General features: G+C 64.8%; 24 protein-coding genes. 11 read left to right on the forward strand and 13 right to left on the reverse strand.

Annotation, left to right across the window (positions count from 1 at the left end):
• Positions 1-15 precede the first annotated feature (15 nt).
• The 5 genes from LR961_RS12905 to arsH form a co-directional block, all read right to left on the reverse strand.
• Complete coding sequence (locus LR961_RS12905) at positions 16-1,155, reverse strand: MFS transporter (RefSeq protein WP_232149896.1); 1,140 nt, start codon at positions 1,153-1,155, stop codon at positions 16-18.
• A gap of 59 nt (positions 1,156-1,214) precedes the next feature.
• A complete protein-coding gene (locus tag LR961_RS12910; RefSeq protein WP_232149898.1) occupies positions 1,215-2,003 on the reverse strand; it encodes a DeoR/GlpR family DNA-binding transcription regulator in 789 nt (262 codons plus the stop codon).
• Positions 2,004-2,160: 157 nt separating this feature from the next.
• A complete protein-coding gene (locus LR961_RS12915; protein ID WP_232149899.1) occupies positions 2,161-3,042 on the reverse strand; it encodes a LysR substrate-binding domain-containing protein in 882 nt (293 codons plus the stop codon).
• Between the two features lie 32 nt (positions 3,043-3,074).
• Positions 3,075-3,959: an SDR family NAD(P)-dependent oxidoreductase gene (locus tag LR961_RS12920; protein ID WP_232149908.1), complete on the reverse strand. Its 885-nt coding sequence runs from the start codon at positions 3,957-3,959 to the stop codon at positions 3,075-3,077.
• 224 nt (positions 3,960-4,183) lie between these two features.
• On the reverse strand, positions 4,184-4,900 hold the full coding sequence (gene arsH, locus LR961_RS12925; protein WP_232149910.1) for an arsenical resistance protein ArsH: 717 nt from the start codon (positions 4,898-4,900) through the stop codon (positions 4,184-4,186).
• 44 nt (positions 4,901-4,944) lie between these two features.
• Here arsH and LR961_RS12930 point away from each other — a divergent pair, with 44 nt between their 5' ends.
• From LR961_RS12930 to arsB, 4 genes are read left to right on the forward strand one after another with little or no spacing between them, the layout of a single operon-like run.
• Positions 4,945-5,274 carry a metalloregulator ArsR/SmtB family transcription factor gene (locus LR961_RS12930; RefSeq protein WP_232149912.1) on the forward strand — a complete coding sequence of 110 codons (330 nt, stop codon included), beginning with the start codon at positions 4,945-4,947 and terminating at the stop codon, positions 5,272-5,274.
• 9 nt (positions 5,275-5,283) lie between these two features.
• Complete coding sequence (arsN2, locus tag LR961_RS12935; RefSeq protein ID WP_232149914.1) at positions 5,284-5,763, forward strand: arsenic resistance N-acetyltransferase ArsN2; 480 nt, start codon at positions 5,284-5,286, stop codon at positions 5,761-5,763.
• Positions 5,764-5,821: 58 nt separating this feature from the next.
• Positions 5,822-6,340 carry an arsenate reductase ArsC gene (locus LR961_RS12940; RefSeq protein ID WP_232149916.1) on the forward strand — a complete coding sequence of 173 codons (519 nt, stop codon included), beginning with the start codon at positions 5,822-5,824 and terminating at the stop codon, positions 6,338-6,340.
• Between the two features lie 13 nt (positions 6,341-6,353).
• On the forward strand, positions 6,354-7,391 hold the full coding sequence (gene arsB, locus LR961_RS12945; RefSeq protein ID WP_232151146.1) for an ACR3 family arsenite efflux transporter: 1,038 nt from the start codon (positions 6,354-6,356) through the stop codon (positions 7,389-7,391).
• A gap of 318 nt (positions 7,392-7,709) precedes the next feature.
• Here arsB and LR961_RS12950 read toward each other — a convergent pair whose 3' ends face one another.
• Complete coding sequence (locus tag LR961_RS12950) at positions 7,710-8,927, reverse strand: MFS transporter (RefSeq protein WP_232149918.1); 1,218 nt, start codon at positions 8,925-8,927, stop codon at positions 7,710-7,712.
• A 76-nt stretch (positions 8,928-9,003) separates the two neighbouring features.
• Here LR961_RS12950 and LR961_RS12955 point away from each other — a divergent pair, with 76 nt between their 5' ends.
• Complete coding sequence (locus tag LR961_RS12955; RefSeq protein WP_232149927.1) at positions 9,004-9,801, forward strand: helix-turn-helix transcriptional regulator; 798 nt, start codon at positions 9,004-9,006, stop codon at positions 9,799-9,801.
• Positions 9,802-9,975: 174 nt separating this feature from the next.
• On the opposite strand, the gene LR961_RS12960 is transcribed toward LR961_RS12955, so the two are convergent.
• The 5 genes from LR961_RS12960 to gpmA form a co-directional block, all read right to left on the reverse strand.
• Complete coding sequence (locus LR961_RS12960) at positions 9,976-11,493, reverse strand: serine hydrolase domain-containing protein (RefSeq protein ID WP_232149929.1); 1,518 nt, start codon at positions 11,491-11,493, stop codon at positions 9,976-9,978.
• A gap of 83 nt (positions 11,494-11,576) precedes the next feature.
• Entirely contained in the window at positions 11,577-12,395 is an 819-nt protein-coding gene (locus LR961_RS12965) for an AraC family transcriptional regulator (RefSeq protein ID WP_232149931.1), read from the reverse strand.
• A gap of 273 nt (positions 12,396-12,668) precedes the next feature.
• A complete protein-coding gene (locus LR961_RS12970) occupies positions 12,669-13,358 on the reverse strand; it encodes an alpha/beta hydrolase (RefSeq protein WP_232149933.1) in 690 nt (229 codons plus the stop codon).
• A gap of 183 nt (positions 13,359-13,541) precedes the next feature.
• On the reverse strand, positions 13,542-14,426 hold the full coding sequence (locus LR961_RS12975; protein ID WP_232151147.1) for an alpha/beta hydrolase-fold protein: 885 nt from the start codon (positions 14,424-14,426) through the stop codon (positions 13,542-13,544).
• Between the two features lie 166 nt (positions 14,427-14,592).
• Entirely contained in the window at positions 14,593-15,342 is a 750-nt protein-coding gene (gene gpmA, locus LR961_RS12980) for a 2,3-diphosphoglycerate-dependent phosphoglycerate mutase (protein ID WP_057635144.1), read from the reverse strand.
• Between the two features lie 94 nt (positions 15,343-15,436).
• On the opposite strand from gpmA, the gene nfi reads away from it, so the two are divergent.
• The 6 genes from nfi to LR961_RS13010 all read left to right on the forward strand — a co-directional run bounded on the left by nfi (position 15,437) and on the right by LR961_RS13010 (position 21,380).
• Complete coding sequence (gene nfi / locus LR961_RS12985; protein ID WP_232149935.1) at positions 15,437-16,105, forward strand: deoxyribonuclease V; 669 nt, start codon at positions 15,437-15,439, stop codon at positions 16,103-16,105.
• Between the two features lie 144 nt (positions 16,106-16,249).
• Complete coding sequence (locus LR961_RS12990; protein WP_232149937.1) at positions 16,250-17,110, forward strand: pirin family protein; 861 nt, start codon at positions 16,250-16,252, stop codon at positions 17,108-17,110.
• A 78-nt stretch (positions 17,111-17,188) separates the two neighbouring features.
• Positions 17,189-17,908, forward strand: coding sequence for an aquaporin Z (gene aqpZ, locus LR961_RS12995; protein WP_269670725.1), 720 nt, complete (start codon positions 17,189-17,191; stop codon positions 17,906-17,908).
• 261 nt (positions 17,909-18,169) lie between these two features.
• Positions 18,170-18,634 carry a hypothetical protein gene (locus tag LR961_RS13000; protein ID WP_232149939.1) on the forward strand — a complete coding sequence of 155 codons (465 nt, stop codon included), beginning with the start codon at positions 18,170-18,172 and terminating at the stop codon, positions 18,632-18,634.
• Between the two features lie 455 nt (positions 18,635-19,089).
• A complete protein-coding gene (locus LR961_RS13005; RefSeq protein WP_232149941.1) occupies positions 19,090-21,156 on the forward strand; it encodes a carbon starvation CstA family protein in 2,067 nt (688 codons plus the stop codon).
• Positions 21,156-21,380 (forward strand): CstA-like transporter-associated (seleno)protein, encoded by a 225-nt coding sequence (locus tag LR961_RS13010; protein WP_232149943.1) that lies wholly within the window; start codon positions 21,156-21,158, stop codon positions 21,378-21,380. The genes LR961_RS13005 and LR961_RS13010 overlap by 1 nt, the downstream gene beginning before the upstream one ends.
• Before the next feature lie 199 nt (positions 21,381-21,579).
• On the opposite strand, the gene LR961_RS13015 is transcribed toward LR961_RS13010, so the two are convergent.
• Positions 21,580-22,830: a DUF819 family protein gene (locus tag LR961_RS13015; RefSeq protein ID WP_232149953.1), complete on the reverse strand. Its 1,251-nt coding sequence runs from the start codon at positions 22,828-22,830 to the stop codon at positions 21,580-21,582.
• A gap of 310 nt (positions 22,831-23,140) precedes the next feature.
• Positions 23,141-24,391 (reverse strand): DUF819 family protein, encoded by a 1,251-nt coding sequence (locus tag LR961_RS13020; protein ID WP_232149956.1) that lies wholly within the window; start codon positions 24,389-24,391, stop codon positions 23,141-23,143.
• Positions 24,392-24,673: the final 282 nt, after the last annotated feature.

Here is a 24,673-nt window from a genome sequence, read left to right on the forward strand (position 1 = left end):
TGCGGCCATCAGCAATCACCGCACCCGCAACGACGCCCCCAGCACCGCGACGCCTGCCAGCGCCGATGCCGCCAGCACAAACGCCACCGGCAGCGACCAATGCTGGGCGATGAAGCCGATCGAGGCCGGACCCAGCAGAACTCCCGCATAGCCCAGCGTGGTCACCGCCGGAATGGCGACGCTCTCCGGCATCCGCGTCTGCTTGCCGGCAAGGGTGAACATCACCGGCACGATATTGGCGCAGCCAATGCCAACCAGTGCATAGCCGAACAGCGCGATCGCAAAGCTCGGCACCAGCGTGGCCAGGAAGAACCCGCCGCTGGCCAGCAAGCCGCCCAGCAGCACGGCGCGGGAAGCACCCAATCGGCTGACCAGACGGTCTCCCAACAGGCGCGTCACCGTCATCGCCACGTTGAACGCAACAAAGCCCCAGCCAGCATGTTCCAGTTCGACACCGCGCACTTCATGCAGGAACACCGCACTCCAGTCCAGCATCGAGCCTTCGGCCAGGAAGGTCACAAAGCACACGATGCCGATGAGGATCACCACGCCCTTGGGCATTGCGAAGCTGGCTTCGCCGTGCGGGGCGCGTTCGCTGCGCCAGCAGCGCAGCGACACGGCAGTCACCGCCGCAACACCTGCCGCCACCACCAGCGTTGCCAGCAATACTCCTGCGCCAACGGACAACAACAACGCGACCAACGCCGCGCCAGTGAGCGCACCAATGCTGTAGAAGGCGTGGAAGCCGGACATCATCGGCCTGCCCGATTCGCGCTCGACCGCCACAGCCTGGATGTTCATCACGCAGTCCATCGCGCCGATCGCCGCGCCAAACACCAGCAACACCAGTCCAATGGCCAACGGCGTGGGAGCGCTGGCCAGCAACGGCAGGGTGAGGACCATCAGCACCACGGTCACCAGCATGACCGCACGACAACCGTGCCGGGCTGCGAGCATGCCGGCAATGGGCATCGCCAGCAGCGAGCCCAGGCCCAGGCACAGCAGCACCACGCCCAGCATTGCCTCATCCAGTCCGGCACGCTCCTTGGCGAACGGGACCAGCGGCGCCCAGCAGGCAATGGCGAACCCGGGAACGAAGAATGCAGCGCGCGTGGCGATCTGCTGACAGCGTTGAAGACCGGTTGGATTGGGCATGCGTTGAATTGACAGATGGGCGCCGCAGGTGCGGGCAGTCATTGGAAGGGGAGCTCGGATCAGACCGGGCCGACGCTGACCGGATGCACGTGCAGCGAGTCCAGCGCGAAGCGTTCCAGCATCGCGGCGGGAACACTGTCGGCGACAACCAGGTGATCGACCTGATCGATGCCGGCAATTCGGAAGCTCGCGCGTGCGCCGATCTTTGCGTCGGTCGCGACGATGACCACCACGCCGCTGGCGCGGATCATGGCCTGCTTGAACGCCGACTCCTCGGCGTTGATGCCCCAGATGCCGGTTTCAGGGTCCACCGCGCAGGTGCCCGGGAGGCATACGTCGGCCTGCAGCTGGTCGAGCTGCTGCACGGCGATGGCGCCGATTGCCCCACCACTGACCGGATCGATCCGGCCACCGATCATCACCACTTCCGTCGCATGTTCGCCACCGAGTATCTCGGCGATGGCCGGTGCGTTGGTCACCACCGTCACCGCCTTGCCGCGCAGCGCGCGGGCGACTTCCACATTGGTCGAACCGGCGTCCAGCAACACCACTTGCCCGGGCTGGATCAGCGATGCCGCGCGTACCGCCAGCGCGACGCGTCCGTCGTCGCTGCGGTCGATCCGCGCTGGCAGGGCGTCGAACTGAGGGGTCGGCAGCAAGGCCCCGCCGTACACGCGCCGGCACAGGCCTTGGCTGGCCATCTCGCGCAGATCGCGGCGGATGGAGTCCTCGGAGACGCCGAATGCGGCAGCCAGTTCGCTGGCAATCACTCGCCCGTTGCGGCGCAGCTGTTCAAGGATGCGCTGCTGGCGCTCCTGCGGGAGCACATCGGGATCGGAGGCGTTCATCGGCGGATTTGGGCATGACTACGGGGAATGCGCACCATCAATCATGCACAAACTGACTTAATCATGCAATTTCGCGCATTAAATTGTTCACGTTCGCGCATGAACCGGCATCGGCACGGCGATCCACCGTATCCGACCTGCCCAGCCCATCAACCCCTCAGCGCTGGTCGCAGCCTCGCAGCCATTCCCGCAACGCCGGGTTGCCGTGTGCCGGCCGCAGGCAGAACTGCAGTTCAAATCCGGCGCCGGTGGCATTGATCCACTGGTAGCGGATGTCCTCGCTACGGAAGCCGGCCATGCTCGCTGGCACGATCGCGACACCTGCGCCTACCGCCACCAGCGACAGCACGGCATGCATGCCATGCGCCTCCTGCACGACCCGGGGCAGAAAGCCCGCATCACGGCACAGCGCCATCACCTGCGAGTGGAAACCGATGCCCTCCTCCGCCGGCCACATCACGAACGCCTCGTCGCGCAATGCGGCCACACTCATCTCGCCAGCAGCTACCAGGGAATGCTCGCGCGGCACGGCGATGGCCAAGCCGCCATGGTCAAAAGCACGGAGTTCCAGTTCCCCTGCATCGGGCACCGGCGGAATCAGAATCCCCAGATCGATCGCATCCGCGCGCAGCATCATCTGTTGCTGGCGCGAGGTCGCCTCACGCAGCTCCAGCCGCACCTGCGGGTGCGACTGCCGGAATGCGCGGATACACGCGGGCAGTCGCCCGTACAGCGCGCTGCCCACATAGGCGATGCGCAACCTGCCGCTGCGTCCTGCGGCCACGTCACGCGTGCGGAGCAGCGCCTGTTCGGCCTGCAGCAGTGTCTGCCGCGCCTCGGCCAGCAAGGTCGCGCCCGCCGCCGTCAGCCCCAGCGTGCGGTTGCCACGCACGATCAACTCCGCCCCCACGCTCGCCTCCAACCGCCGGATCGCTGCGGTCAGTGGCGGTTGCGACATATGCAGGCGCGCGGCGGCGCGATGGAAATGCAGTTCTTCAGCGACAGCCACGAACTGCCGCAACAGACGAAGATCAATCATGCGAGCCGGCCAGAAGATGCAGGGCCGGCAGCCTAGCAGCCAGCGCTGTGCGATGTACTCGGTGCGGCGATGTCATTCCACAAATCACAAACCGCCTGCGCGCTGTCAGCGGACACCGCGCATAGATCGCGCGGGTACTGCACGTCGGCGATTTCCTGCAGCCGCGTCGCACGGAACTGCCCATTGCTTGCACGCAGTATCCAGCCGCCTTCGCTGCACTGCCGTGACGCAAGGAACGCAGCCCCCGGTGCAACCGTATCCGGATGCAGTTCGTCCGCTTCACCGCTGATGCCCCACATGCGCGTCTTGGCCACCGGCGAGAGTGCATTGACGATGATGTTGGATGCCGCGCCTTCGGCAGCAAGCACGTTGACCAAGCCCACTGCGGCCATCTTCGCCATCGCATAGGCCCCCAGGCCCTGCTGCACATACTGCGGATACAAGGCGCGATCGGACGTGGTCACCACGATGCGGCCGCCACCTGCTGCACGCATCGTCGGCCATGCAGCCTGCGCCAGCCACAACGGCGCCTTCGCGGCGATGTCGAGCATCCGTTCCAGACGCTGCGCATCCAAGGTTTCGACGGGCTGATACTCGACCCAACCGGCGTTGTGGATCAGGAAATCCAGGCGACCATGCTGCCGCAGCACGCGCTCCACCAATGCATGGCAATCATTGCGGTTGTCGATGGGCGTGTGCTCGCCGTAAGCCATCCGTCCCTGATCACGCAGGCGCGCCACCGCATCGGCAACACGCTGCGGATCCCGGCCACTGCCATCACTGTCCGCGCCCACGTCATGCAACACCACGCAGGCGCCCATGCCGGCCAGCAGCTTGGCGTAGGCAAAGCCCAGGCCAGTGGCCGCGCCGGTGACGAGGCCAACCTGGCCCTCGAATGAAACCGTATTCGTATCCATGCGCGCAGCATCCCGCGGGATGGTCGCGCGATGCCAATACCGATCACCAGCTGCGGCGATACGCCGCGTGTATCACGCCCAGCACGGCCAGGCCGAGTTGCAGCTCTGCACAGCCCGGCTGGGCGTGATGGGAGATGATCGAAATGACGCAGTTGTGCACCACGCGGCCCGGTGCGCAGCCACTGTTTGGGCGAACACCCCCGCCCCGAGGCTCCACTAACGCGTTACTCCGCGACCTCTACCGCTCCCGCCGCGCGCGCCAATGCAGCCGCCTCGGCTGCGCCCTTGCGCTCGCTGTAACGGTCAACCAGGTAGTCGCTGCGGCCGCGCACCATCAACGTGAACTTGATCAGCTCTTCCATCACGTCCACCACCCGGTCGTAGTACGGCGACGGGCGCATGCGGCCGTTCGCATCAAACTCCTGCCACGCCTTCGGCACCGACGATTGATTGGGGATGGTGACCATGCGCATCCAGCGCCCCATTACACGCAGTGCATTGACCACGTTGAACGACTGCGAGCCGCCGCTGACCTGCATCACCGCCAGCGTCCGGCCCTGCGTGGGGCGCACGCTGCCCTCCTCCAGCGGCAACCAGTCGATCTGGTTCTTGAGCACGCCGGTCAGCGTGCCATGCCGCTCGGGTGACACCCATACCTGCCCTTCGGACCACTGCGACCATTCGCGCAGTTGCTGCACCTTGGGGTGATCCTTGCCGCAGCTGTCGAGCATGGGAAGCTCGTGCGGGTCGAACACCCGCGTTTCGGCACCGAGCTGGCGCAGGATTCGCTCGGCTTCCAGCGCCAGCTTGCGGCTGTAGGACTCCGGCCGCAGCGATCCGTACAACAGCAGGATGCGCGGGCGGTGGCCAGGACCGTTGCCGGCCAGCAACTCGGTCCCCGGCTCAGGAAGATGCTCAAACACGATGTTGGGAAGATCCATGGGGATATCTTGTTGCGCCTCAATAGTTCGACTATTCTAGAAACATGGAAATGAATCAGGCAATAAGCGCGCTCAACGCACTCGGCCAAGCCACCCGCCTGGCCGCCTACCGGCTGCTGGTGGAAGCCGGCCCGGACGGGCGCATGGCGGGCGAAATCGCCCAGGCCCTGTCGGTGCCCAACGCCACGCTCTCCTTCCATCTGAAGGAGCTGCTGCAGGCCGGCCTCATCCACAGCGAAAACGTCGGCCGCAATGTCTGCTACCGGGCCAACTACGACGCCATGAACGCGCTGCTCGGCTATCTCACCCACAACTGCTGCGCCGGTACGCCCGCTGCCGACTGCGACGTTCCCACCAGCAACAGCTGCTGCTGAGCCAACCCCATGACCGCATGCATCCGCGCCGCAACCCCTGCTGATCTGGCTGCGCTGACCGCGCTGCTGGCGTCAGCATCCCTGCCCGTTGCGGACCTGGACGGCCAACGCATCCACTTTCTCGTCGCCGAGATCGATGCCCAGGTGGTTGGCGTCATTGGTGTAGAAGCACTGCCTCCGGAGGGATTGCTGCGCTCGCTGGCGGTGTCGCCGGCCCTGCGTGGCAGCGGTCTTGGCAGGCAACTGGTGCAGGCACTGGAAGCCCATGCCGCACATCACGGTATCGAGCACCTGACGCTGCTGACCGAAACCGCTGCATCGTTCTTCAACCGCCTGGGTTACCTGCAGCAGTCCCGCGAGCAGGTCACCGATGCCATCCGCGCCACCACCGAATTCCGCAGCCTCTGCCCTGCTTCGGCGATCTGCATGCACAAACCACTGGATCCGGCGCGGAGCGCTTCTGGCATATCCGCAGCAGCTCCGCGCTGACGGCTGCAGGAGTCCCGCATGCGCGCAGTAAAGCTTTCCCATCACCTCTGGAACCACCATGACCATCAATGTTCTTTTCCTGTGCACCGGCAACAGCGCACGCAGCGTGCTGGCCGAAGCAACATTGCGCGCCTGGGGCGGCAGTCGTTTCGCTGCATTCAGCGCCGGCAGCCAGCCCACCGGTATGGTCAATCCGTTCGCGCTGGCCCAGCTCTCGGCCGACGGCATCAGCAGCACCGGCCTGCGCAGCAAATCCTGGGACGAGTTCACCGCTGCCGATGCACCGCGCATGGACCTGATCATCACCGTATGCGATTCCGCTGCGGCGGAGAGCTGCCCGGTCGTGTTCGGTGACTTTCTGCGTTCGCATTGGGGGCTGCCCGACCCCGCTGCGGTGGAGGGCAGTGACGCCGACAAGCAACAGGCTTTCGCGCAGGCTCACGACATCGTCAAGGCGCGCCTGCGGGCACTGCTGGCACTGCCTGCAGAGATATGGACGGACCGCACGCGCTTGAAGACGGCGTTGGACCAGATCGGATTGATGCAGCCGCAGGGCGAGGCCAGCAACCATGTCTGATGCGGCACCGCGCATGGGAGGCTTCGAGCGCTACCTGACATTGTGGGTCGCCTTGTGCATCGTCGTCGGCACCGCGCTCGGCCATGCCTTCCCTGCCCTGTTCGCACGTCTTGGCAGCATGGAAGTGGCCCGGGTCAACCTGCCGGTGGCGGTGCTGATCTGGCTGATGATCATCCCGATGCTGCTGAAGGTGGACTTCGGTGCCATGCGTCAGGTGGGCCAGCGCTGGCGCGGCATCGGCGTCACCCTCTTCATCAACTGGGCAGTCAAGCCGTTCTCGATGGCTTTGCTGGGTTGGTTTTTTCTGCGCCACGTGTTTGCCGCGTGGCTGCCCACCGGGCAGATCGACTCGTACATGGCCGGGCTGATCCTGCTGGCGGCAGCGCCGTGCACCGCGATGGTGTTCGTATGGAGCAACCTGTGCCGGGGCGATGCCAATTTCACCCTGAGCCAGGTGGCCCTCAACGACGCGATCATGGTGTTGGCATTCGCGCCATTGGTGGCGCTGCTGCTGGGTCTGTCGTCGATCACCGTTCCGTGGGCGACGCTGGTGTTGTCGGTGACGCTGTACATCCTGCTGCCGGTCGCGCTGGCGGTAGTGCTGCGTCGCTGGCTGCTGGCACGCGGCGGGCAGGCGCGGTTGCAGAAGGCGCTGCAACGCCTCGCACCGCTGTCATTGACGGCCTTGCTGGCCACGCTGGTGCTGCTGTTCGGCTTCCAGGGCCGGCAGATCGTCGAGCAACCGCTGGTCATCGCCATCCTTGCCGTACCCATCCTGCTGCAGGTCTATTTCAACGCCGGGCTCGCCTACCTGCTCAACCGGCGCCTCGGTGTTGCCCACTGCGTGGCCGGGCCGTCGGCGTTGATTGGCGCCAGCAACTTCTTCGAGCTGGCCGTTGCCGCTGCGGTCAGCCTGTTCGGCGTGCATTCCGGCGCCGCGCTGGCGACCGTGGTCGGCGTGCTGATTGAAGTACCGGTGATGCTGACCGTGGTTGCCATCGTCAACCGCTCGCGTCGCTGGTATGACGCAGGAATCGTCCCCCGACCGTAGCGTGCTTCGCGGCTGAAGTTGCTCCTACGAGGAATGCCTCCTCCGTAGGAGCGGCCTTGGCCGCGAAGCGGGTGATGTCTGATCAACAGCGCGGCCAGCAATCTCATGGTCGCTGACAGCATGACGCTTCAACCGCAACGTGCTTCGCGGCTGAAGCCGCTCCTACAAGGAATACCTCCTCCGTAGGAGCGGCCTTGGCCGCGAAACTTGTGGTGCCTGATCAACAGCGCGGCCGGCATTCTCATGATTGCTGGCAGCACTGCGCTTCAACTGCCACGTGCCTCGCGGCTCACGCCGTTCCTACAAAATTGCATCGGATCAGTGACTGCGGCGATTGGGCAGGAACGCCGCCACCATGCCCAGCAGCGGCAGGAACGAAATCACCTTGTAGACCCACAGGATGCTGGTGTGATCGGCCAGCACGCCGAGCACCGCGGCACCCAGGCCGCCCATGCCAAACGCGAACCCGAAGAACATGCCCGACACCGCACCGATACGGTGTGGCATCAGCTCCTGCGCATAGACCAGGATGGCCGAGAACGCCGAGGACAGCACGAAGCCGATGATCAAGGTCAGCACCGTCGTCCATTCCAGGTTGGCGTACGGCAGGATCAACGCGAACGGTGCCACACCCAGGATCGACGCCCAGATCACCGGCTTGCGGCCGATGCGGTCGCCCAGCGGGCCACCAAGCAAGGTGCCCGCGGCCGATGCGGCCAGGAAACCGAACAGATGCAGCTGCGCGCTCTGCACGGTGACGCTGAACTTCTGCATCAGGTAGAACGTGTAGAAGCTGCTCAGGCCGGCGATATAGAAATACTTGCTGAAGATCAGCACCAGCAGGATCGCGATCACCCAGGCCACGGTGCGCGACGGCAACCGTGGTTCGGCACTTGCCGCGACAGCCTTCGGCTTGGCCGCACTGACCACCAGATGTTGCTGGTACCAGCGGCTCACATACATCAGCAAGCCAATGCCCAGCAGCGCCGCACCGCTGAACCACGCCACGCTGCGCTGTCCATTGGGTGCGATCACCGCCGCCGCCAGCAGCGGACCAATGGCCGTGCCCGCGTTGCCACCCAACTGAAACACCGATTGTGACAAGCCATGGCGACCGCCTGATGCCAGGCGCGCAATGCGCGAGGACTCCGGATGGAAAATGGCCGAGCCGATACCCACCAGCATCGCCGCCACCAGCACCATGCTGAAGTTCGGCGCGTAGGCCAGCAGCAGCAATCCGCACAACGTCGAGGTCATGCCCATCGGCAGCGAATACGGCGCAGGCTGCTTGTCGGTACGCAGGCCGATCAGTGGCTGGAACAGGGACGCGGTGAGCTGGTAGGTCAAGGTGATCATGCCTACCTGGGTGAAGCTCAGGTTGAACTGCAGCTTGAAGATCGGATACAGCGCCAGGATCAGCGACTGCATCATGTCGTTGACCAGATGCGAACTGCTGATCGCTGCGAGCACACCCACGGCAACCGGGCGACGCGGGCTGGCGGGTGATGCAGCAACGGGTGGAGCGGTAGATGACATGGCAGAACCACGGAAGGGGGGGGAAGTCGGACGCATGGTAGAGTCGCCGCGAACGCCCTTCTTGCGCGATATGGTCATGCACCCTCTCAAAAAGGACACCCAACCGCGCATCGGCAAGCGCCGCCCCTTGCCCGCCGGGCCGGAGACGGCGGTGTACTGCAAGGCGCGCGACTACAGCGCCGACACGGTCATTCCACTGCACCACCATCCCGACCGTCACCAGTTGGTGTACGCCGAGTCGGGCGTCTTGGTGGTGCGTGCGGGCATGGGCCGCTGGGTGGTGCCCAGCACCCGTGCCATCTGGATGCCGGCCGGCACCGGCCACCAGGTGCACTGCATCGGCCAGGTGCAGATGCGCAGCCTGTACGTCACCCCGGCCGCGATGCCGCAGCCACCGGCCGGCGCGTCAGCGGTGTCGATCACGCCGCTGCTGGCCGCGCTGATCCGCGCGGCGGTCACGGTGAAGCAGCCTTATCGCGAGGATTCGCGTGATGGCCGCCTGATGCGTTTGATCCTGGATGAAATGCAGACCCTGCCGGTGCTGCCGCTGCATCTGCCCGAACCGACAGACGCGCGCTTGCGGCTGATCGGCAGGCAACTCGAACGGCATCCGGATGACGATTCGACATTGCAGGATTGGGCGTCGCGGCTGGAGGTTGATGTGAAAACCATCCAGCGCCTGTGCGCACGCGAACTGGGCATGACCTTCGGCCAGTGGCGGCAGCAGGCGCGGCTGTTGCGCGCCTTGGAACGGTTGGCCATCGGCGAGAAAGTCATCGATGTCGCACTGGCGCTCGGCTATGAAAGTCCGAGTGCGTTCACCACCATGTTCAAGCGGCGCTTTGGCCTGACACCGAGCCAGTTCTTTCGTTGACGTGACCGTGCAAAAGGCAATTGTAGGAGCGGCCTCGGCCGCGAAACCGGTGATGCAGTGGCAATGAGGATTCCTGCAACTGCAGGAACACCTTCCGCGTTTGCTTCACTGGCTTCGCGGCCGAGGCCGCTCCTACGCTCGGTGCTTGCTTCGTTGCCAGAACTTGAATGCACATCACCTCGAGTAACGCTCACCATCGAATTCAAAGCCGTTCACCCGCCCCTGCGCATCACGCAGGAAACGCACCGGCTCGACCGCATCCAACGGCCCGCCCTGCGCGCCGAACAGATCAACAACCGCCGGTTGCAGCTCACGTTCCAGTACACCGATGCGCAGGCGCAGGACACCGCCGTCTTCACTGATAAGCGCGTCGACCGGCAGCCGCTCAGCCCGGAGACGGCCGACATGGATCGCACGTGCCTCTTCGGTCGGCTGCCAGTTCCAACCCTGCCAACGTGGATCGGCGCGCTCCTTTTCCTGGCGTGTGCGCAGGCCGGCGAGCTGGTCGGCAACCCGCTTCGGGTACGCCTGCTGGCGTGTCTGCGCCCATGATGCGGCTTCCGGGTGATCCACCAGGTACTGGAAGAACTGCACCACCGTGCGTGATGTCAGCCAACCGGTAGCGTTGTCGGAGTTGGAGAACACGCCGATGCCCACGCCCAGGTCCGGTGAGAACGCCATCATGCTGCGGGCACCGGTGTAGCTACCGCCATGGATGTAAAGCGTGTGACCTTCAAAATCACAGACGTTCCAGCCAAACGCATAACCGTTGCATGGAAGCTCGTACGCATTGCGCGCTTTGGGGTCCACATGCACCCCGATGACATGCGCCGCGTCGATCGCCTGCGCATTGAATCCTGCCGGTACCGGCGCGCCCAGCTGCACGCGTAGCCAACGACCGAGATCACGTGGTGAAGTCATCATGCCGCCGGCCGAATGCATGATGGCGTCAGGCTTGGGCGGCACCACCTGCCAGCCACGTTCCTGACCCAGCCACTGGTGATTGAACGCCAACTGCGTGGGATCGAATGCCGAGGTACGCGCTGCGGTCTCATGCAGCTGCAACGGCACGAACAGCTCATCCTGCAACCAGTCCTGCCATCGCCTCCCGGTGCACTGGTAAAGGATGGCGGCGTAGATGTTGTAGCCCAGGTTGTCGTAATCGAAACCGGCCGGGCGCGCGCTAGCCAACGTGGACAACAGCTGCGGGTACAAGGCCGGGTCCGGCGCTCCGATGTAAGCCTCTAGCGTGGTGATTGCATCGGCGCTCAACGGCACCCGGTGGTTGAGCAGGTCCGCCAGCGTCCATGCGGCAGGGTCTACTCCGCCGGGCAATTGCAGCTGCGGCCAGTGCTCGGCCAGGGTGCTGTCCAAGCGCAGCACACCGCGTTGATCCAGCAACTGTGCCAACAAACCCATGTAGGACTTGGTCTGCGAGGCAATATACATCGGCGTGCCCATCTTCAGCGGCGCGCCGCTGGCGGCATTGCGCGTACCACGCACGTAACCCAGCAGCTGCCGTTCGCGGTCAACCACCACCACCGCATAGCCCGGCCCCAGCGTGGGAATGCCGTCAAGGAAAGCCTGCAATTGCCGGGCGGCCTGTTCCGGTGTCGCCGCAGCGGCCGGCACCACGAATGAGACAAGCGCCAGCACGAGCAGCAGGCAGCGATGGATGAGGCGCAGAGTCATGATGCGATTCCCGGAAGACCTGCCACGATGCTGCCGTGGCCTGCCGCCCGGCGTATTGAACGGATTGAACCTGTCGCGCGCGTTCACTCACGCAACAGCGCGGCCAGCCGTGCCGGCGTCAGTCCACTGTGCTGCCGTGTGACCCGGCTCAGATGCGCCTGGTCGGCGAAACCGGCCTGGCATGCGGCTGTCGCCAGTGAGTGGCCGGCGGCAAGCAGTGGCAAGGCCCGTTGCAGCTGTGCACGCATGCGGAACGCCGATGGCGTGCAGCCGATCCAGCGCGCGAACGCCCGCGCGAAATACACCGGATGCAAGCCCTGCTCGCGGGCCAGCGTCGCCAGCGATACCGGCTCCTCACGCAGCCGCTCGCACGCCAATGCCAGCCAACGCGGCGGCGCGCCTGGCGGCCGCTGGCCAGCCGTCACCATCGTCGCCAACAGCTCCCACAGACTGGCTTCGGCCTGCATCGCCGGCAGATCGCCTGTCAGCAGTTGCGCCAGCGTGGTGCCGCCGCGCGCCAGCACCATCGATGCGGGTTGCTCACGCCATTGCCAGCCTTGCTCGATGCCCAGCCCATCTTTCAGATCAAACGTGGTCGGCAGGTTGATGCCGAGGATCAGGGCGCCTGACGGACCGTAGTCGTTGGCGTGCACCAGCCCCGCAGGCTTGAGCCCGACGGCCGATGTCGCCAGCCGGACTTCCTGCTGTGGCGTCTGCTCGCCCAGCGTACCCAGCAACAACAAGGAAAGCTGATGGCAATCGTGCGTGTGCCGCTGCATGCGCAGGCCCGGTGCATACCAGCTCACCCGTGCCGACAATCGCTCGCCCGCGAACAACGTACGGCTGCGTGCGCCGGCGGTTGCGGTCGGTTGTCGTGATGCGGCGCTGGCCGGCATTGTCATGATGGCCACTGCGAGAGGGGACTATCGCAGTCTAGTCTTCGTCGGCATCGGCGCACCTGCCGTTGGTCGTGGTACTGCGGGAAGCCGATGGTCGGTTGAAGGGGCCAGACGCTGAAGCGCGGACAGCCCTCTCATCCGCTGGCCGCCGCTTCTTTCTTCCGTCATCAGGAGAAGGATGCACTTTCCGGCAGCGCATCGTGCCCCGCCTCTACCAGCGCGCAGCAGGACCTGGCCGGGGCTGATCTCCTCCCCGGCAGTCACCGATGGATCGACTCAAACGGTCTGCTTTGCCGCTTCGTCGATCAACGCCGCCACTTCCACCGGATGCGAAGCCAGCGATGCGTGGCTGGCATCCAGGCTGAGCACGCGGCGCGGCTTGATCCGCTCGGACATCGCCTTCTGGTTTTCCGGGGCGATCATCCGGTCACGCGTGGAGAGCTGATACCAGCTTGGCTTGTGCTTCCACGCCGGGTCGGTGATGTTGTCGCCGAAGGTGCTGGCCAGCGGCGCCTTCTGGGTAACGCCCATCACGAAGCCTTCCTCGGGCGACAGGTCCTGGCAGAAACTCTCGTGGAACTTGGCCGGGTTCAACCACAGATAGCCGTCGCTGTCCGGGGCGAGGTTCGATGCGGCCTCCGGCAGATGCTGCTGGGTGATGCCGCCAGCGCTTTCCCCGGCATCGGGGGCGAACGCGGCAATGAACACCAGCGCTTTCACGTTGCCCTGGTTGCCCGCCTGGCTGATCACCGCGCCACCATAGGAATGACCGACCAGCACCACCGGGCCTTGCACCTGCGCCACCATCTTGCGGGTGCGCTCGGCGTCATCGGCCAATGACGTCAGTGGATTCTCCACCGCACGGATGTCGGTGTAGCCCAGCTTCTTCAGTTCAAGGATGACCTTGGCCCAATGCGCCGCGCCACCCCAGAAACCATGTACCAGTACGACTGCCGGCTTGCTCATGACCTTGTTTCCTGCACTTGGGAAGAAGCCTCGCTGCCGGTACGCGCTCCGCCATGGGACCGAATACAACAGGATGGAGTGCGCAATTTTTCAGCTGCACCGTAAATGGCCCGTGAGGGTTGAGCCGGGCAAACAAAAACCCGGCTTGCGCCGGGTTCCCGTGACCGATCCCAACGACGTGGCTTACTCGGCCTTGCTGGGGGATGCTGGCTGCGCGAGCAGGTACTCCAGCCCCTGCATGAATCCGCGCGGCGCGACGGTCAGGTGGTCTTCGTCGTTGAGCACATCCAGCTGCAGCTGCAGCGATGCATACCGGCGCGATGCCAACACCTTCTGCATCCGTCGTGCGTCCCCGACCATGTCCGCGTCGCCACCGTGCGCCGGCGCCTCACGCTCACCGACGTACATGTAGATCCGTGCCGGCAGGTCACGATGCGCTGCAGCGAAGCGGCTCTCCTGACGTTCCATCACGTGCTGGTCGTACCAGTACGACGGGCTGCCGAGGATGTAGCCGGAGAACAGCTGCGGGCGCTCGAACAGAATCTGCGTACCCAGCAAGGCGCCATAGGAGTGGCCGAGGAACAACCTGCGCTGTTCGTCGGTGCGGTAATGCTGTGCGATGAACGGCAGTACCTGGCTGTCCAGATAGCTCAGGTAGGACGCACCGCCACCGTGCACGCTATCGGCGGGCGTGCCGCTGGGGGCGTTGGGAGTGGGCGTGTAGTCGCGACGGCGGCTGGGCATGCCACCGTCACCCTTTGCATAGGACAAACCCACCAGGATGAAGTCCTGGATGCGCGGCCCCTCCACGTTCATGCGACGCGCCATCTGCCGGATCAGCGGAAAAGCGTAATCCGCATCGGTGACGTAAAGCACTGGATAGCGCCGGTCCGGGTTCTCGGCGTAGCCGGCCGGTAGGGCGACGAACACCTGGTAGACACGGGCCGATACCGGGTCCGGCACATCCCACACTTCACTGCCGATGACTTCGTAGGGCTGGCCACCACCACGCTGCTCAACTTGCAGGGTTGGCGGAACCGATGTGACGGCCGGTGCCGTCGCCGCCATTGCACTCCCTGCCAGCAGCAGGGCAAGACATCCCAAGATCACCTTTCGCCTCACGCTTCACTCCTGTGTTTTGATCCGTGCCCGATCATGGCACAGGGCCAACCACGGCCACAAAACAGAACACCCGGCGCAAGGCCGGGTGTCCAGGAGAAACATGGGTGCCGGCTTACTTCGCCTTGCCCTGGTTGGCGACGGCCTCGGCGGCCTTCTTCGCCGCTTCCGGATCGCCCAGGTAGCGGAACGACTGCACGGTCAGATCGTCGTTCAATTCGAACAGCAGCGGGATGCCGGTCGGAATGTTGAGCTCCAGGATCTGCTCCTTGCTCACGTTGTTGAGGTACTTGTACAGCGCGCGCAGCGAGTTGCCGTGGGCGGTGACCAGCACGGTCTTGCCGTCCTTCAGCTGCGGAGCGATCGCGTCGTGCCAGTACGGCAGCACGCGGTCCAGCGTGGTCGCCAGCGACTCGGTGCCCGGCAGCGCGTTGCGGTCCAGGCCGGCGTAACGACGGTCGTGAATCGGGTGGCCCGGATCTTCCAGGTCCATCGGCGGCGGCGGGATGTCGTAGGAACGACGCCACACCTTGACCTGTTCCTCGCCGTGCTTGGCGGCGGTCTCGGCCTTGTCCAGGCCCTGCAGGCCACCGTAGTGACGCTCATTCAGGCGCCACGACTTGCTGACCGGCAACCAGTCCTGGTCCAGCTCGGCCAGGGCGCCCTGCAGCGTGTGGATGGCGCGTTTGAGCACCGAGGTATGGGCGACATCGAACTGCAGCCCTTCTTCCTTCATCAGCCGGCCGGCAGCAGCGGCTTCGCGGCGGCCCTGCTCGGTGAGGTCCACGTCCACCCAACCGGTGAAACGGTTGTCGAGGTTCCACTGGCTCTGGCCATGGCGCAACAGCACGAGTTTGCGGGTCACTGCGGATATCTCCGGTTCGGGGGAAGGAAGGTCGCCGATTGTAGCCGGTCACCCGCAGCCCCGCAGGCACGCCGGAAGTGGCAGGCTTGGCGGCATGGCCGCCGTCGCATCCGATACCCGCCCCCCACCGGACTACGCCCAGCTGCGGCGTCAACAGCTCGAACTCGCCGCGCGGGTGGAGCTGGACGATGCCTTGGTTGGCCTGCCCGAGCGCATCGCCGGCATCGACACCGGCTTCGAGGATGACGGCCGTGTCACGCGCTCGGCAGCGGTGCTGGTCGACGGCCGCAGCCTGCAACCGCTGCATTCCACCCTGGCGCGGCAGCCCACTGCCCTGCCCTACATCCCCGGCCTGCTCAGCTTCCGCGAACTGCCGGCGGCACTGGATGCACTAGCGCAGCTACCGGAAGCACCGGCGCTGGTGATGGTGGACGGCCACGGCATCGCCCATCCACGCGGGCTGGGCATTGCCGCGCATCTGGGGGTGCTGACCGGTCTGCCAAGCATCGGCGTGGGCAAGAGCCGGCTGGTCGGGGATTACGAAGAGCCCGGCCCGCAACGTGGCGACCACACGCCGTTGTTCCACAAGGGCAGACAGGTGGGCTGGGTACTGCGCAGCAAGCCGCGTTGCAAGCCGCTGTTTGTTTCACCGGGGCATCGTGTCTCGGTGCAGGCCTGCCTGCCGCTGGTGCTGGATTGCCTGGCCGGTTACCGGTTGCCGGAGCCGACACGGCTGGCGGATCGGTTGGCGTCGCAGCGCTAGGCTTTGGCAAGCAGCAGCGTTACCCCAGCCCAAGCCTTCCGCCTTCCGCCTTCCGCCAAGAGAACAATCCGTTGCCGGCACAGTCACAACCCAATCTCATCGACCGTGCCATCCTCCCGCGCAGCAACCAGCCAAGGAGTCACCATGACCACCATCATCAGCCCGCGCGTACACGACCTTGGCGGATTCCAGGTCCGGCGTGCCGTGCCTTCCCTGCAAGCGCGCAGCGTCGGGCCGTTCGTGTTCGTGGACCACATGGGGCCGGCCATCTTCAGTCCCGGCCAGGGCATCGATGTACGCCCGCATCCGCATATCGGCCTGGCCACGGTGACCTTCCTGTGGGCCGGCCAGATCGGCCATCGCGACACGCTGGGCTCGGAACAGGTCATCCGCCCCGGCGATGTGAACTGGATGACCGCCGGGCGCGGCATCGCCCATTCCGAACGCACCCCGGCCGATTCGCGCGAACACGAGCAGGCGCTGCATGGCATGCAGACCTGGGTGGCATTGCCCAAGGAGCACGAGGAAACCGAACCGGCGTTCTTCCATTTCGCCGCTGACCAGCTGCCACAGCAGCGCCGCGACGGCGCCCTGCTGCGGGTGATCGCCGGCCGCGCGTATGGCGAGGAGTCGCCGGTAAAGGTGTTCGCAGACACCTTGAACGTTGCCATCGACCTGCAACCCGGCGCCGAACTCGACCTGGACACCGGCCATGTGCAGCGCGCGCTCTACATCCTGGAGGGCGAGGCCCAGCTCGACGGCACCGACGTGCCTGCCCAGCACCTGGTCATTCCCGAACCCGGCGCACGTGGCCGGCTGCGCGCCAAGACGCCGGTCAAGGCCATGCTGATGGGCGGCGAGCCGCTCGATGGCCCGCGCCATCTGTGGTGGAACTTCGTGTCCAGCTCCAAGGAGCGCATCGAACAGGCCAAGGACGACTGGCAGAACGGTCGCTTCGGTACCATCCCGGGCGATGACAAGGAGTTCATCCCGCTGCCCGGTTAACGTTTTAAAAACGCAAGCGAGATTGGGCTTCGCTATTTTTTCTTCCGCCCGTTCCGGGCCTTTTCTAGGGACAACACGATGAGCATGGGAAAGCGACTGACGGCCGAGTTTCTCGGCACCTTCTGGCTGGTGCTGGGCGGCTGCGGCAGCGCAGTGCTGGCAGCGAACTTCGGGGGTGATGGCAATCCGCTGGGCATCGGCTTTGTCGGTGTGGCACTGGCATTCGGCCTGACCGTGCTGACCGGCGCCTATGCGTTCGGCCATATCTCCGGTGCGCACTTCAATCCGGCGGTGAGCATCGGCCTGTGGGCCGGCGGCCGCTTCGCGGGCAAGGACCTGGTCCCGTACATCGTGGCGCAGGTGCTGGGCGGCATTCTTGCCGGCTTCATCCTGCTGCAGATCGCCCAGGGCAACCCCAACTTCCTGATTGATGGCAGCCAAGCCGGTGCCTTCGCCAGCAATGGCTACGGCGCACTGTCGCCCGGCGGCTATGCCGTGGCCGCCGCGTTCCTGTGCGAAGTGGTGCTGACCGCCATGTTCCTGGTGGTGATCATGGGCGCCACCCATGGCCGCGCACCGGCCGGCTTCGCGCCGATCGCCATCGGCCTGGCGCTGACCCTGATCCACCTGATCAGCATCCCGGTCACCAACACCTCGGTGAACCCGGCCCGCTCCACGGCCGTGGCAGTGTTTGCCGGCTCCGGCGCCTTGGGCCAGCTGTGGCTGTTCTGGGTTGCGCCGATCCTGGGCGCGCTGATCGGCGGCATCGCCTACAAGTGGATCGGCAACGACAAGTAAGCTTGCACCCGCACCTTCAGCCCCTCTCCCGGCACCGGGAGAGGGGTTGATCGACAACAGCTGCCGGCCCGCCAGGCGGATCTGCGGCCAAGTACTTTGCAAGTGATGTGGACTTTGTAATACCGTCAGTACCGGCTGGACGCGCATGGGGATGCGCAGACAGGGCAAGGGGAAACGCCTGCCGGCCACGCAAAGCCTTCAGAACCATCCGAGCCACTTCCATCGTGCCGCCTGCGGCCGGTGTTTTATGGGGAATGCGAAGTGAAGACTGTCCGTACCGTTTCTGCCGCGTTGTTGCTTGCGGCCTGCTCCCAAGTGTCGGCCCAGACCGCCGAGCAATGTCCGTCGCTGCCGGCCGCCAGCGGTCTGCACTGGGAACAACAGGCCCAGAACGATTTCATCGTGTGCAAGGCCACCACCGGCGATGGCCGCGCAGTGTTGAACCTGATGCTGACCTCGCGCGACCCGGACCTGCTGCTGAACCGCGCACTGCGTGCGGAGAAAGGCGCTTTCGCTGGCGAGTCGTTGCATTGGTACAAGCTGGACATGGGCGGGCGCGAACTGCCGGGACTCGAGTCGCGACGCATCACCTCGGTCAAGCTGGACAAGAACCGCTTCGCGCAGATCTGGATTGATGCAGGCGATGTCGGCGAGCTGGGCACCCTGCAGAACCTGACCCAGACCTTGAACCTCAACCCGTCAGCGTTGGCTGGTGGAGATCATTGAGGCAGTAATGGGTGCGGCAGCGTAGGACCTGAGGAGCGGCAGCAGCCGGCGTACTGCCCTGCACGCTCCATCGCTGCGTCCAGGCACGACCTCGGCAGCGGCCTTCGCTCCCACCATGCGCCGCTGCATTCACTGCTGAACTCCAGAGCCGGCCAGTTGCATGCCGGCCAACGACCAACGGCTGGGTGGGGCCGATGGCAACAGGGAGCTGCTCGCGCGCAGTACCGATAAACCCGGCACATCGACATGGGCAGGGCCCGCCTGGCTGCTGGTCAAATAATTACCAATGAAACCAGTTGTCGCCACGCGCGTGTCGACAACGTCGGACGTGCCTGGCAGTCAGACGTCTCCCTCCATGCCCTAAGACCAAAGTCGCACGCGATTCACAAGGCGTACACGTTGACCCCTGCCGTGCATGGGTAGAACCTTGGCCCATCTCCCCGTGAGGCGACTCGATGAAAGGTTTTTCCAAAGCTGGCTGGGCGTTGCTGTCCCTGATCGGCGCATTCTGCCTGGGCGTGGTGGCACTACGCCGCGGCGAGCACATCAATGCGTTGTGGATCGTGGTTGCGGCCGTCTCGCTGTATCTCGTGGCCTTCCGTTACTACGGCCTGTTCGTCGCCAACAAGGTGCTGGGCGTTGATCCCACCCGCGCCACCCCGGCCATCATCAACAACGATGGCCTGGACTACGTACCCACCAACAAGCACGTCCTGTTCGGCCACCACTTCGCCGCCATCGCCGGTGCCGGCCCACTGGTTGGCCCGGTGCTGGCTGCGCAGATGGGCTACCTGCCCGGCACGTTGTGGCTGATTGCCGGCGTGGTGCTGGCCGGCGCGGTGCAGGATTTCATGATCCTGTTCATTTCAAGCCGTCGCAACGGCCGTTCGCTGGGCGACCTGGTGCGCGAGGAAATGGGCCCGGTGCCCGGCACCATCGCGTTGTTCGGTGTCTTCATGATCATGATCATCATCCTCGCGGTGCTGGCGATGATCGTGGTGAAGGCATTGGAAGGCAGCCCGTGGGGCATGTTCACCGTCATCGCGACGATGCCCATCGCCATCCTGATGGGCGTCTACATGCGCTACATCCGCCCCGGCAAGATCGGCGAGATCTCCGTGGTTGGCCTGGTGCTTCTGATCAGCGCCATCTGGTACGGCGGCAAGGTCGCCGCCGATCCGGTGCTGGGCCCGATGTTCACCTTCACCGGCGTGCAGATCACCTGGATGCTGATCGGCTACGGCTTCGTCGCCGCCGTGTTGCCGGTGTGGTTGCTGCTCGCCCCGCGTGACTACCTGTCCACCTTCCTCAAGATCGGCACCATCGTCGGCCTGGCGATCGGCATCCTGATCGTGATGCCGGAACTGAAGATGCCGGCGCTGACCCAGTTCACCGACGGCACCGGCCCGGTGTGGAAGGGCAGCATGTTCCCGTTCCTGTTCATCACCATCGCCTGCGGTGCAGTGTCCGGCTTCCACGCGCTGATCAGCTCGGGCACCACCCCCAAGCTGCTGGCCAATGAAGGCCACGCCGCCTATATCGGTTACGGCGGCATGCTGATGGAGTCGTTCGTGGCGATCATGGCCATGGTGGCTGCCTCGATCATCGAGCCGGGCATCTACTTCGCCATGAACAGCCCGGCTGCGGTGATCGGCACCGACGTCGTCCACGCCGCGCAGGTGGTGAGCAACTGGGGCTTTGCAATCACTCCGGAACAGCTCACCGCTACCGCCACCGAAATCGGCGAGCATTCCATCCTCTCGCGTGCCGGTGGCGCGCCGACGTTGGCCGTGGGCATCGCGCAGATCCTGCACGCGGTGTTGCCGGGCGAAGGCATGATGGCGTTCTGGTACCACTTCGCGATCCTGTTCGAAGCGTTGTTCATCCTCACCGCCGTCGATGCCGGTACCCGTTCGGGCCGCTTCATGCTGCAGGACCTGCTGGGCAACTTCGTGCCGGCACTGCGCCGCACCGATTCATGGGTGGCCAGCTTCATCGCTACCGGTGGCTGCGTCGCGCTGTGGGGCTACTTCCTGTACCAGGGCGTGACCGATCCGCTGGGCGGCATCAACATGCTGTGGCCGCTGTTCGGTATCGCCAACCAGATGCTGGCCGGCGTGGCCCTGCTGCTGTGCACCGTGGTGCTGTTCAAGCTGAAGAAGGACAAGTACGCCTGGGTGCCGTTGATCCCGGCGATCTGGCTGCTGATCTGCACCACCGCCGCTGGCTTCATCAAGATCTTCTCCGACGAGCCGAGCGTCGGCTTCCTGGCCCAGGCGCACAAGTACCGCGACGCCATCGCCGGCGGCAACCTGCTGCCGCCGTCCAAGAGCTTCGACCAGATGCAGCAGGTAATGGTGAACAACTACATCAATGCCGGCCTCACCGTGCTGTTCCTGTTCGTGGTGTTCGCGGTGCTGGTGTATTCGGTCAAGACCATCATCGCGGCGCGTCGCTCGCCGGTCCGCACCGACCACGAGACGCCGTACATCGCGCTCAAGCCGCACGAGATGGACGTGTAATGGGTACCGAACTGGTCCCCGTCGGTCAGTACCAGACCTTCCGCCGTACCTGGCGGCGGCTGGTGCAGACCGCGCGCCTGTGCTGCGGGGTGCCGGATTACGACAACTACGTCCGGCACATGCAGGAGAAACATCCGGATCGTGAGGTCATGGATTACAAGACCTTCTTCCGCGAACGCCAGGAAGCTCGGTTCGGCAACCGGGGCGGTTTCCGCTGTTGTTGAGCCGGATACGTTGAGGCAATGAAAAATGAAAAAGGCGGGGCCAGTGGCCCCGCCTTTTTCGTTTGCATGATCGGCTTTTGCAGGAGCTGCGTAAGCCGCGAAACCGATGGGCCATCGGTTTGCAGGAAGGCCCCGCAACTTCTCGATCAGTGGCTTCGCGGCAGAGGCCGCTCCTACAGAGATGCCGACCTGTAGCCGATCAGGCCCCGGCCATCCACTTCAGCATCAGGCCGGTCATGTAGGCGATCACGGTGCCGGTGGCGTAACCCACCGTGCCGAGCAGCACGCCCACCGGTGCCAACGTCGGATGGAACGCGGCGGCCACCACGGGTGCCGATGCAGCCGCGCCGATGTTGCCCTGCGAACCAATGGCAAAGAAGAACAGCGGCGTGCGCAGCATGCGGCTTACCACGTACAGCAGCCCGATATGCACGCCCATCCAGATCGCGCCCAACGCGAACAGCCACGGCCGCTCCAGCAGCGCCAGCAGGTCCATCTGCATGCCGATGCAGGCGATCAGGAAATACAGGAACAACGTGCCGATCTTCGACGCGCCCGCCGCTTCCAGATTGCGCGCCCGGGTAAAGCTCAACAGCAACCCGGCAAGCGTGGACAGCATCACCACCCACACGAACGAAGAGTTCAACGAAGCCTTGGCAGCCCAGCTAACGTTGTCACCGAACCACGCTGCCAAGGGCACTGCCAATGCGTGCGCCAGCCCAACCACGCCCAGGCCGACGCCGACGATCACCATCAGATCGGTCAGGCTCGGATTGCGCGCACTCTTGGCTTCGTACTCGGCGATGCGACGCTTCATGTCGTCGATGGCCGAGGTATCGGCGCCGCTGCGGGCATCGATGATCTGCGAACGCCCGGCCAGCCACAGCAGCACCGCCATCCACAGGCTGGCGCAGGCCACATCGACCACCGCGAACTGGCCGAAGGTGGTGGCATCGACGTTGAAGGTTTCGCGCATGGCGGCCATGTTGGCGCCGCCGCCGATCCAGCTGCCCGCCAATGCGGCCATGCCGGCCCAGGTGTCGCCGGCAACGGTTTCCGGGTGGATCAGCTTCATCACCTGGAAGGACACCGCCGCACCGAGCACGATGCCCACCGTGCCGGTGACGAACATGATCAGCAGCTTCGGCCCGAGACGGGCGATGCCCTTCAGATCAATGGATAGCGTCAGCAGCACCAAAGCGGCCGGCAGCAGCACGTCACGGGCGATCGGGTTGTAGAGCTTGGTGCCGTGGCCGTCGATCAGGCCGGTGGTGTTGTAGATGGCCGGAATGAAGTAGCACAGCAGCAGCGCTGGCACCCAGGTGAAAACCTTTTTCCAGAACGGGGTTGGCCCGCTGGCCAACCAGAAGATCAATGCCAGTGTCGCGGCGATCAGGCCAAGGCCGACGATGTCATTGGTGATCAGAGCGGTGTTGCTTTCGGTCGGCATAGCCAGTTCCTGTCGATCGAAGAAAAAAAAACGCCACGTTGGTGACGTGGCGTCGAGTGGCGAAGCCTAGCATGCCGGTGCGGGTGGCAGGTCGTTTTGGCGGATTGGGTTTACCTGATCGAGCCTGCGGAGGATGCATGCGCGGTGCGCATTCCCCCTCTCCCCAACCCCTCTCCCGCCAGGGGAGAGGGACTTAGGTAGCAGCGCGCTGGAAGATCATCCGCAACTGCAAGCTTCAACGCCCCTCTCCGTTTACGGGGCTCCGCGGGCTGGGAGAAGCACCAGGCACCAAGCTCCCCTCCCGGGAACCTCAACCCGCCCCAGCCATCGCCCGCAATGCGATACCGACGACGTAAGCCGCACCGGTTCCCACCGCATAACCCAGCGTACCCAGCAGCACGCCCACCGGCGCCAAGGCCGGATGGAAGGCCGTGGCGAGTACCGGGGCCGAAGCCGGGCCACCGATATTGCTCTGCGAGGCAATGGCGAAATAGAAGAACGGCACGCGCAGCAGCTTGCCGACAAACCACAGCAGCACGATATGCACGCCAATCCAGATCACGCCCAGCGCGAACAACCAGGGCTTCTCCAGCAACGCCAGTAGATCCATCTGCATGCCGATGCAGGCGATCAGGAAGTACAGGAACATCGAGCCCCACTTTGATGCGCCCACACCTTCCAAGCTGCGCGCGCGGGTGAAGCTCAGGCCCAGGCCGATGAAGGTGGCCAGCAACACCACCCACACGAACGGCTTGTCCAGGCTGACCGACGAGGACCAACTGAAGTTGGCACCAAACCAGGCCGACAACGGGCCGGCCAAACCATGTGCCAATGCAACCGTACCGAAGGCCACGCCGCCCATCACCATCAGATCACCCAGCGCAGGGATCCGTGCATGCTGGGCCTGGTAGCTGGCCACGCGGTCGCGCAGTTCGTCCAGCGCCGTGGTGTCGGCACCGCTGTGCTTGTCCAACGCAGGTGCGCGCGAAGCGAAGAAGATCAGCACCGCCATCCACACGTAGCCCACGCCGACATCGACCACCGCGAACTGGCCGAACGTGGTGGCATCGACCTCGAAGATTTCCTTCATCGCCAGCATGTTCGCGCCGCCGCCGATCCAACTGCCGGCCAAGGCAGCCATGCCGCCCCAGGTATTGCCGGCCACCGTTTCCGGATGGAACCAGGACATCACCTGGAACGCCACCAGCGCGCCGAGCATGATGCTCAGCACCGCCGCCACGTACATGGCCAGCATCTTCCAGCCCAGGCCGATGATGCCTTTCAGGTCGATGGACAGCGTCAGCAGCACCAGCGCGGCGGGCAGGAACACGTCGCGGGCGATCGGGTTGTAGAGCTTGGTGGTTTCACCATCGATCAGGCCGACAGTGTTGTAGACGCCGGGAATGAAGTAGCACAGCAGCAGTGCCGGCACGAAGCTGTAGAACTTCTTCAGCAGCGGATTGCTGCTGCCCGATGTCCAGAAAATAACGCCCAGCGTGGCGGCGATCAGGCCGAACACGATGATGTCATTGCTGATGAGTGCGCCTGTGGCGGCTGCCATCATCGTCTATCCCCTTGATGCTTGAGTGCTGAAAAGCCTGCCCTCACCCCAACCCCTCTCCCGCAGGCGGGAGAGGGGCTTTTGAGATTGCAGTCATCTTGATTGCTTCATCCCCAGGCGTGCAGGAGAAGGGCTTTTGAGATTACGGCCATCTTGATCACTCCCTTCTCCCGCGAGCGGGGTGAGGGCTTGTTGCTTACGAGCCATTGGTTCGTACAAGGCCGAACGACCAGCGCGCTGCGCTGGGCAGGGGCGCGGAGCGAGGTGCCCGAAGGGCGGATG

Source organism: Stenotrophomonas sp. SY1, from assembly GCF_021202945.1.
GTDB lineage: Bacteria > Pseudomonadota > Gammaproteobacteria > Xanthomonadales > Xanthomonadaceae > Stenotrophomonas.

Excerpts from the sequence above, each read along its gene's own strand:
- LR961_RS12920 (WP_232149908.1), bottom strand. The coding sequence starts at position 3,959 with ATGGATACGAATACGGTTTCATTCGAGGGCCAGGTTGGCCTCGTCACC.
- LR961_RS12910 (WP_232149898.1), bottom strand. The coding sequence starts at position 2,003 with ATGAACGCCTCCGATCCCGATGTGCTCCCGCAGGAGCGCCAGCAGCGC.
- LR961_RS13010 (WP_232149943.1), top strand. The coding sequence starts at position 21,156 with ATGGGTACCGAACTGGTCCCCGTCGGTCAGTACCAGACCTTCCGCCGT.
- LR961_RS12990 (WP_232149937.1), top strand. The coding sequence starts at position 16,250 with ATGACCACCATCATCAGCCCGCGCGTACACGACCTTGGCGGATTCCAG.
- LR961_RS12940 (WP_232149916.1), top strand. The coding sequence starts at position 5,822 with ATGACCATCAATGTTCTTTTCCTGTGCACCGGCAACAGCGCACGCAGC.
- LR961_RS12905 (WP_232149896.1), bottom strand. The coding sequence starts at position 1,155 with ATGCCCAATCCAACCGGTCTTCAACGCTGTCAGCAGATCGCCACGCGC.
- LR961_RS12960 (WP_232149929.1), bottom strand. The coding sequence starts at position 11,493 with ATGACTCTGCGCCTCATCCATCGCTGCCTGCTGCTCGTGCTGGCGCTT.
- LR961_RS13020 (WP_232149956.1), bottom strand. The coding sequence starts at position 24,391 with ATGGCAGCCGCCACAGGCGCACTCATCAGCAATGACATCATCGTGTTC.
- arsB (WP_232151146.1), top strand. The coding sequence starts at position 6,354 with ATGGGAGGCTTCGAGCGCTACCTGACATTGTGGGTCGCCTTGTGCATC.
- arsN2 (WP_232149914.1), top strand. The coding sequence starts at position 5,284 with ATGACCGCATGCATCCGCGCCGCAACCCCTGCTGATCTGGCTGCGCTG.
- aqpZ (WP_269670725.1), top strand. The coding sequence starts at position 17,189 with ATGAGCATGGGAAAGCGACTGACGGCCGAGTTTCTCGGCACCTTCTGG.
- LR961_RS13015 (WP_232149953.1), bottom strand. The coding sequence starts at position 22,830 with ATGCCGACCGAAAGCAACACCGCTCTGATCACCAATGACATCGTCGGC.
- LR961_RS12915 (WP_232149899.1), bottom strand. The coding sequence starts at position 3,042 with ATGATTGATCTTCGTCTGTTGCGGCAGTTCGTGGCTGTCGCTGAAGAA.
- LR961_RS12975 (WP_232151147.1), bottom strand. The coding sequence starts at position 14,426 with ATGGCGGCGACGGCACCGGCCGTCACATCGGTTCCGCCAACCCTGCAA.
- arsH (WP_232149910.1), bottom strand. The coding sequence starts at position 4,900 with ATGGATCTTCCCAACATCGTGTTTGAGCATCTTCCTGAGCCGGGGACC.
- nfi (WP_232149935.1), top strand. The coding sequence starts at position 15,437 with ATGGCCGCCGTCGCATCCGATACCCGCCCCCCACCGGACTACGCCCAG.
- LR961_RS12965 (WP_232149931.1), bottom strand. The coding sequence starts at position 12,395 with ATGACAATGCCGGCCAGCGCCGCATCACGACAACCGACCGCAACCGCC.
- LR961_RS12955 (WP_232149927.1), top strand. The coding sequence starts at position 9,004 with ATGCACCCTCTCAAAAAGGACACCCAACCGCGCATCGGCAAGCGCCGC.
- LR961_RS12930 (WP_232149912.1), top strand. The coding sequence starts at position 4,945 with ATGGAAATGAATCAGGCAATAAGCGCGCTCAACGCACTCGGCCAAGCC.
- LR961_RS13005 (WP_232149941.1), top strand. The coding sequence starts at position 19,090 with ATGAAAGGTTTTTCCAAAGCTGGCTGGGCGTTGCTGTCCCTGATCGGC.
- LR961_RS12970 (WP_232149933.1), bottom strand. The coding sequence starts at position 13,358 with ATGAGCAAGCCGGCAGTCGTACTGGTACATGGTTTCTGGGGTGGCGCG.
- LR961_RS12950 (WP_232149918.1), bottom strand. The coding sequence starts at position 8,927 with ATGTCATCTACCGCTCCACCCGTTGCTGCATCACCCGCCAGCCCGCGT.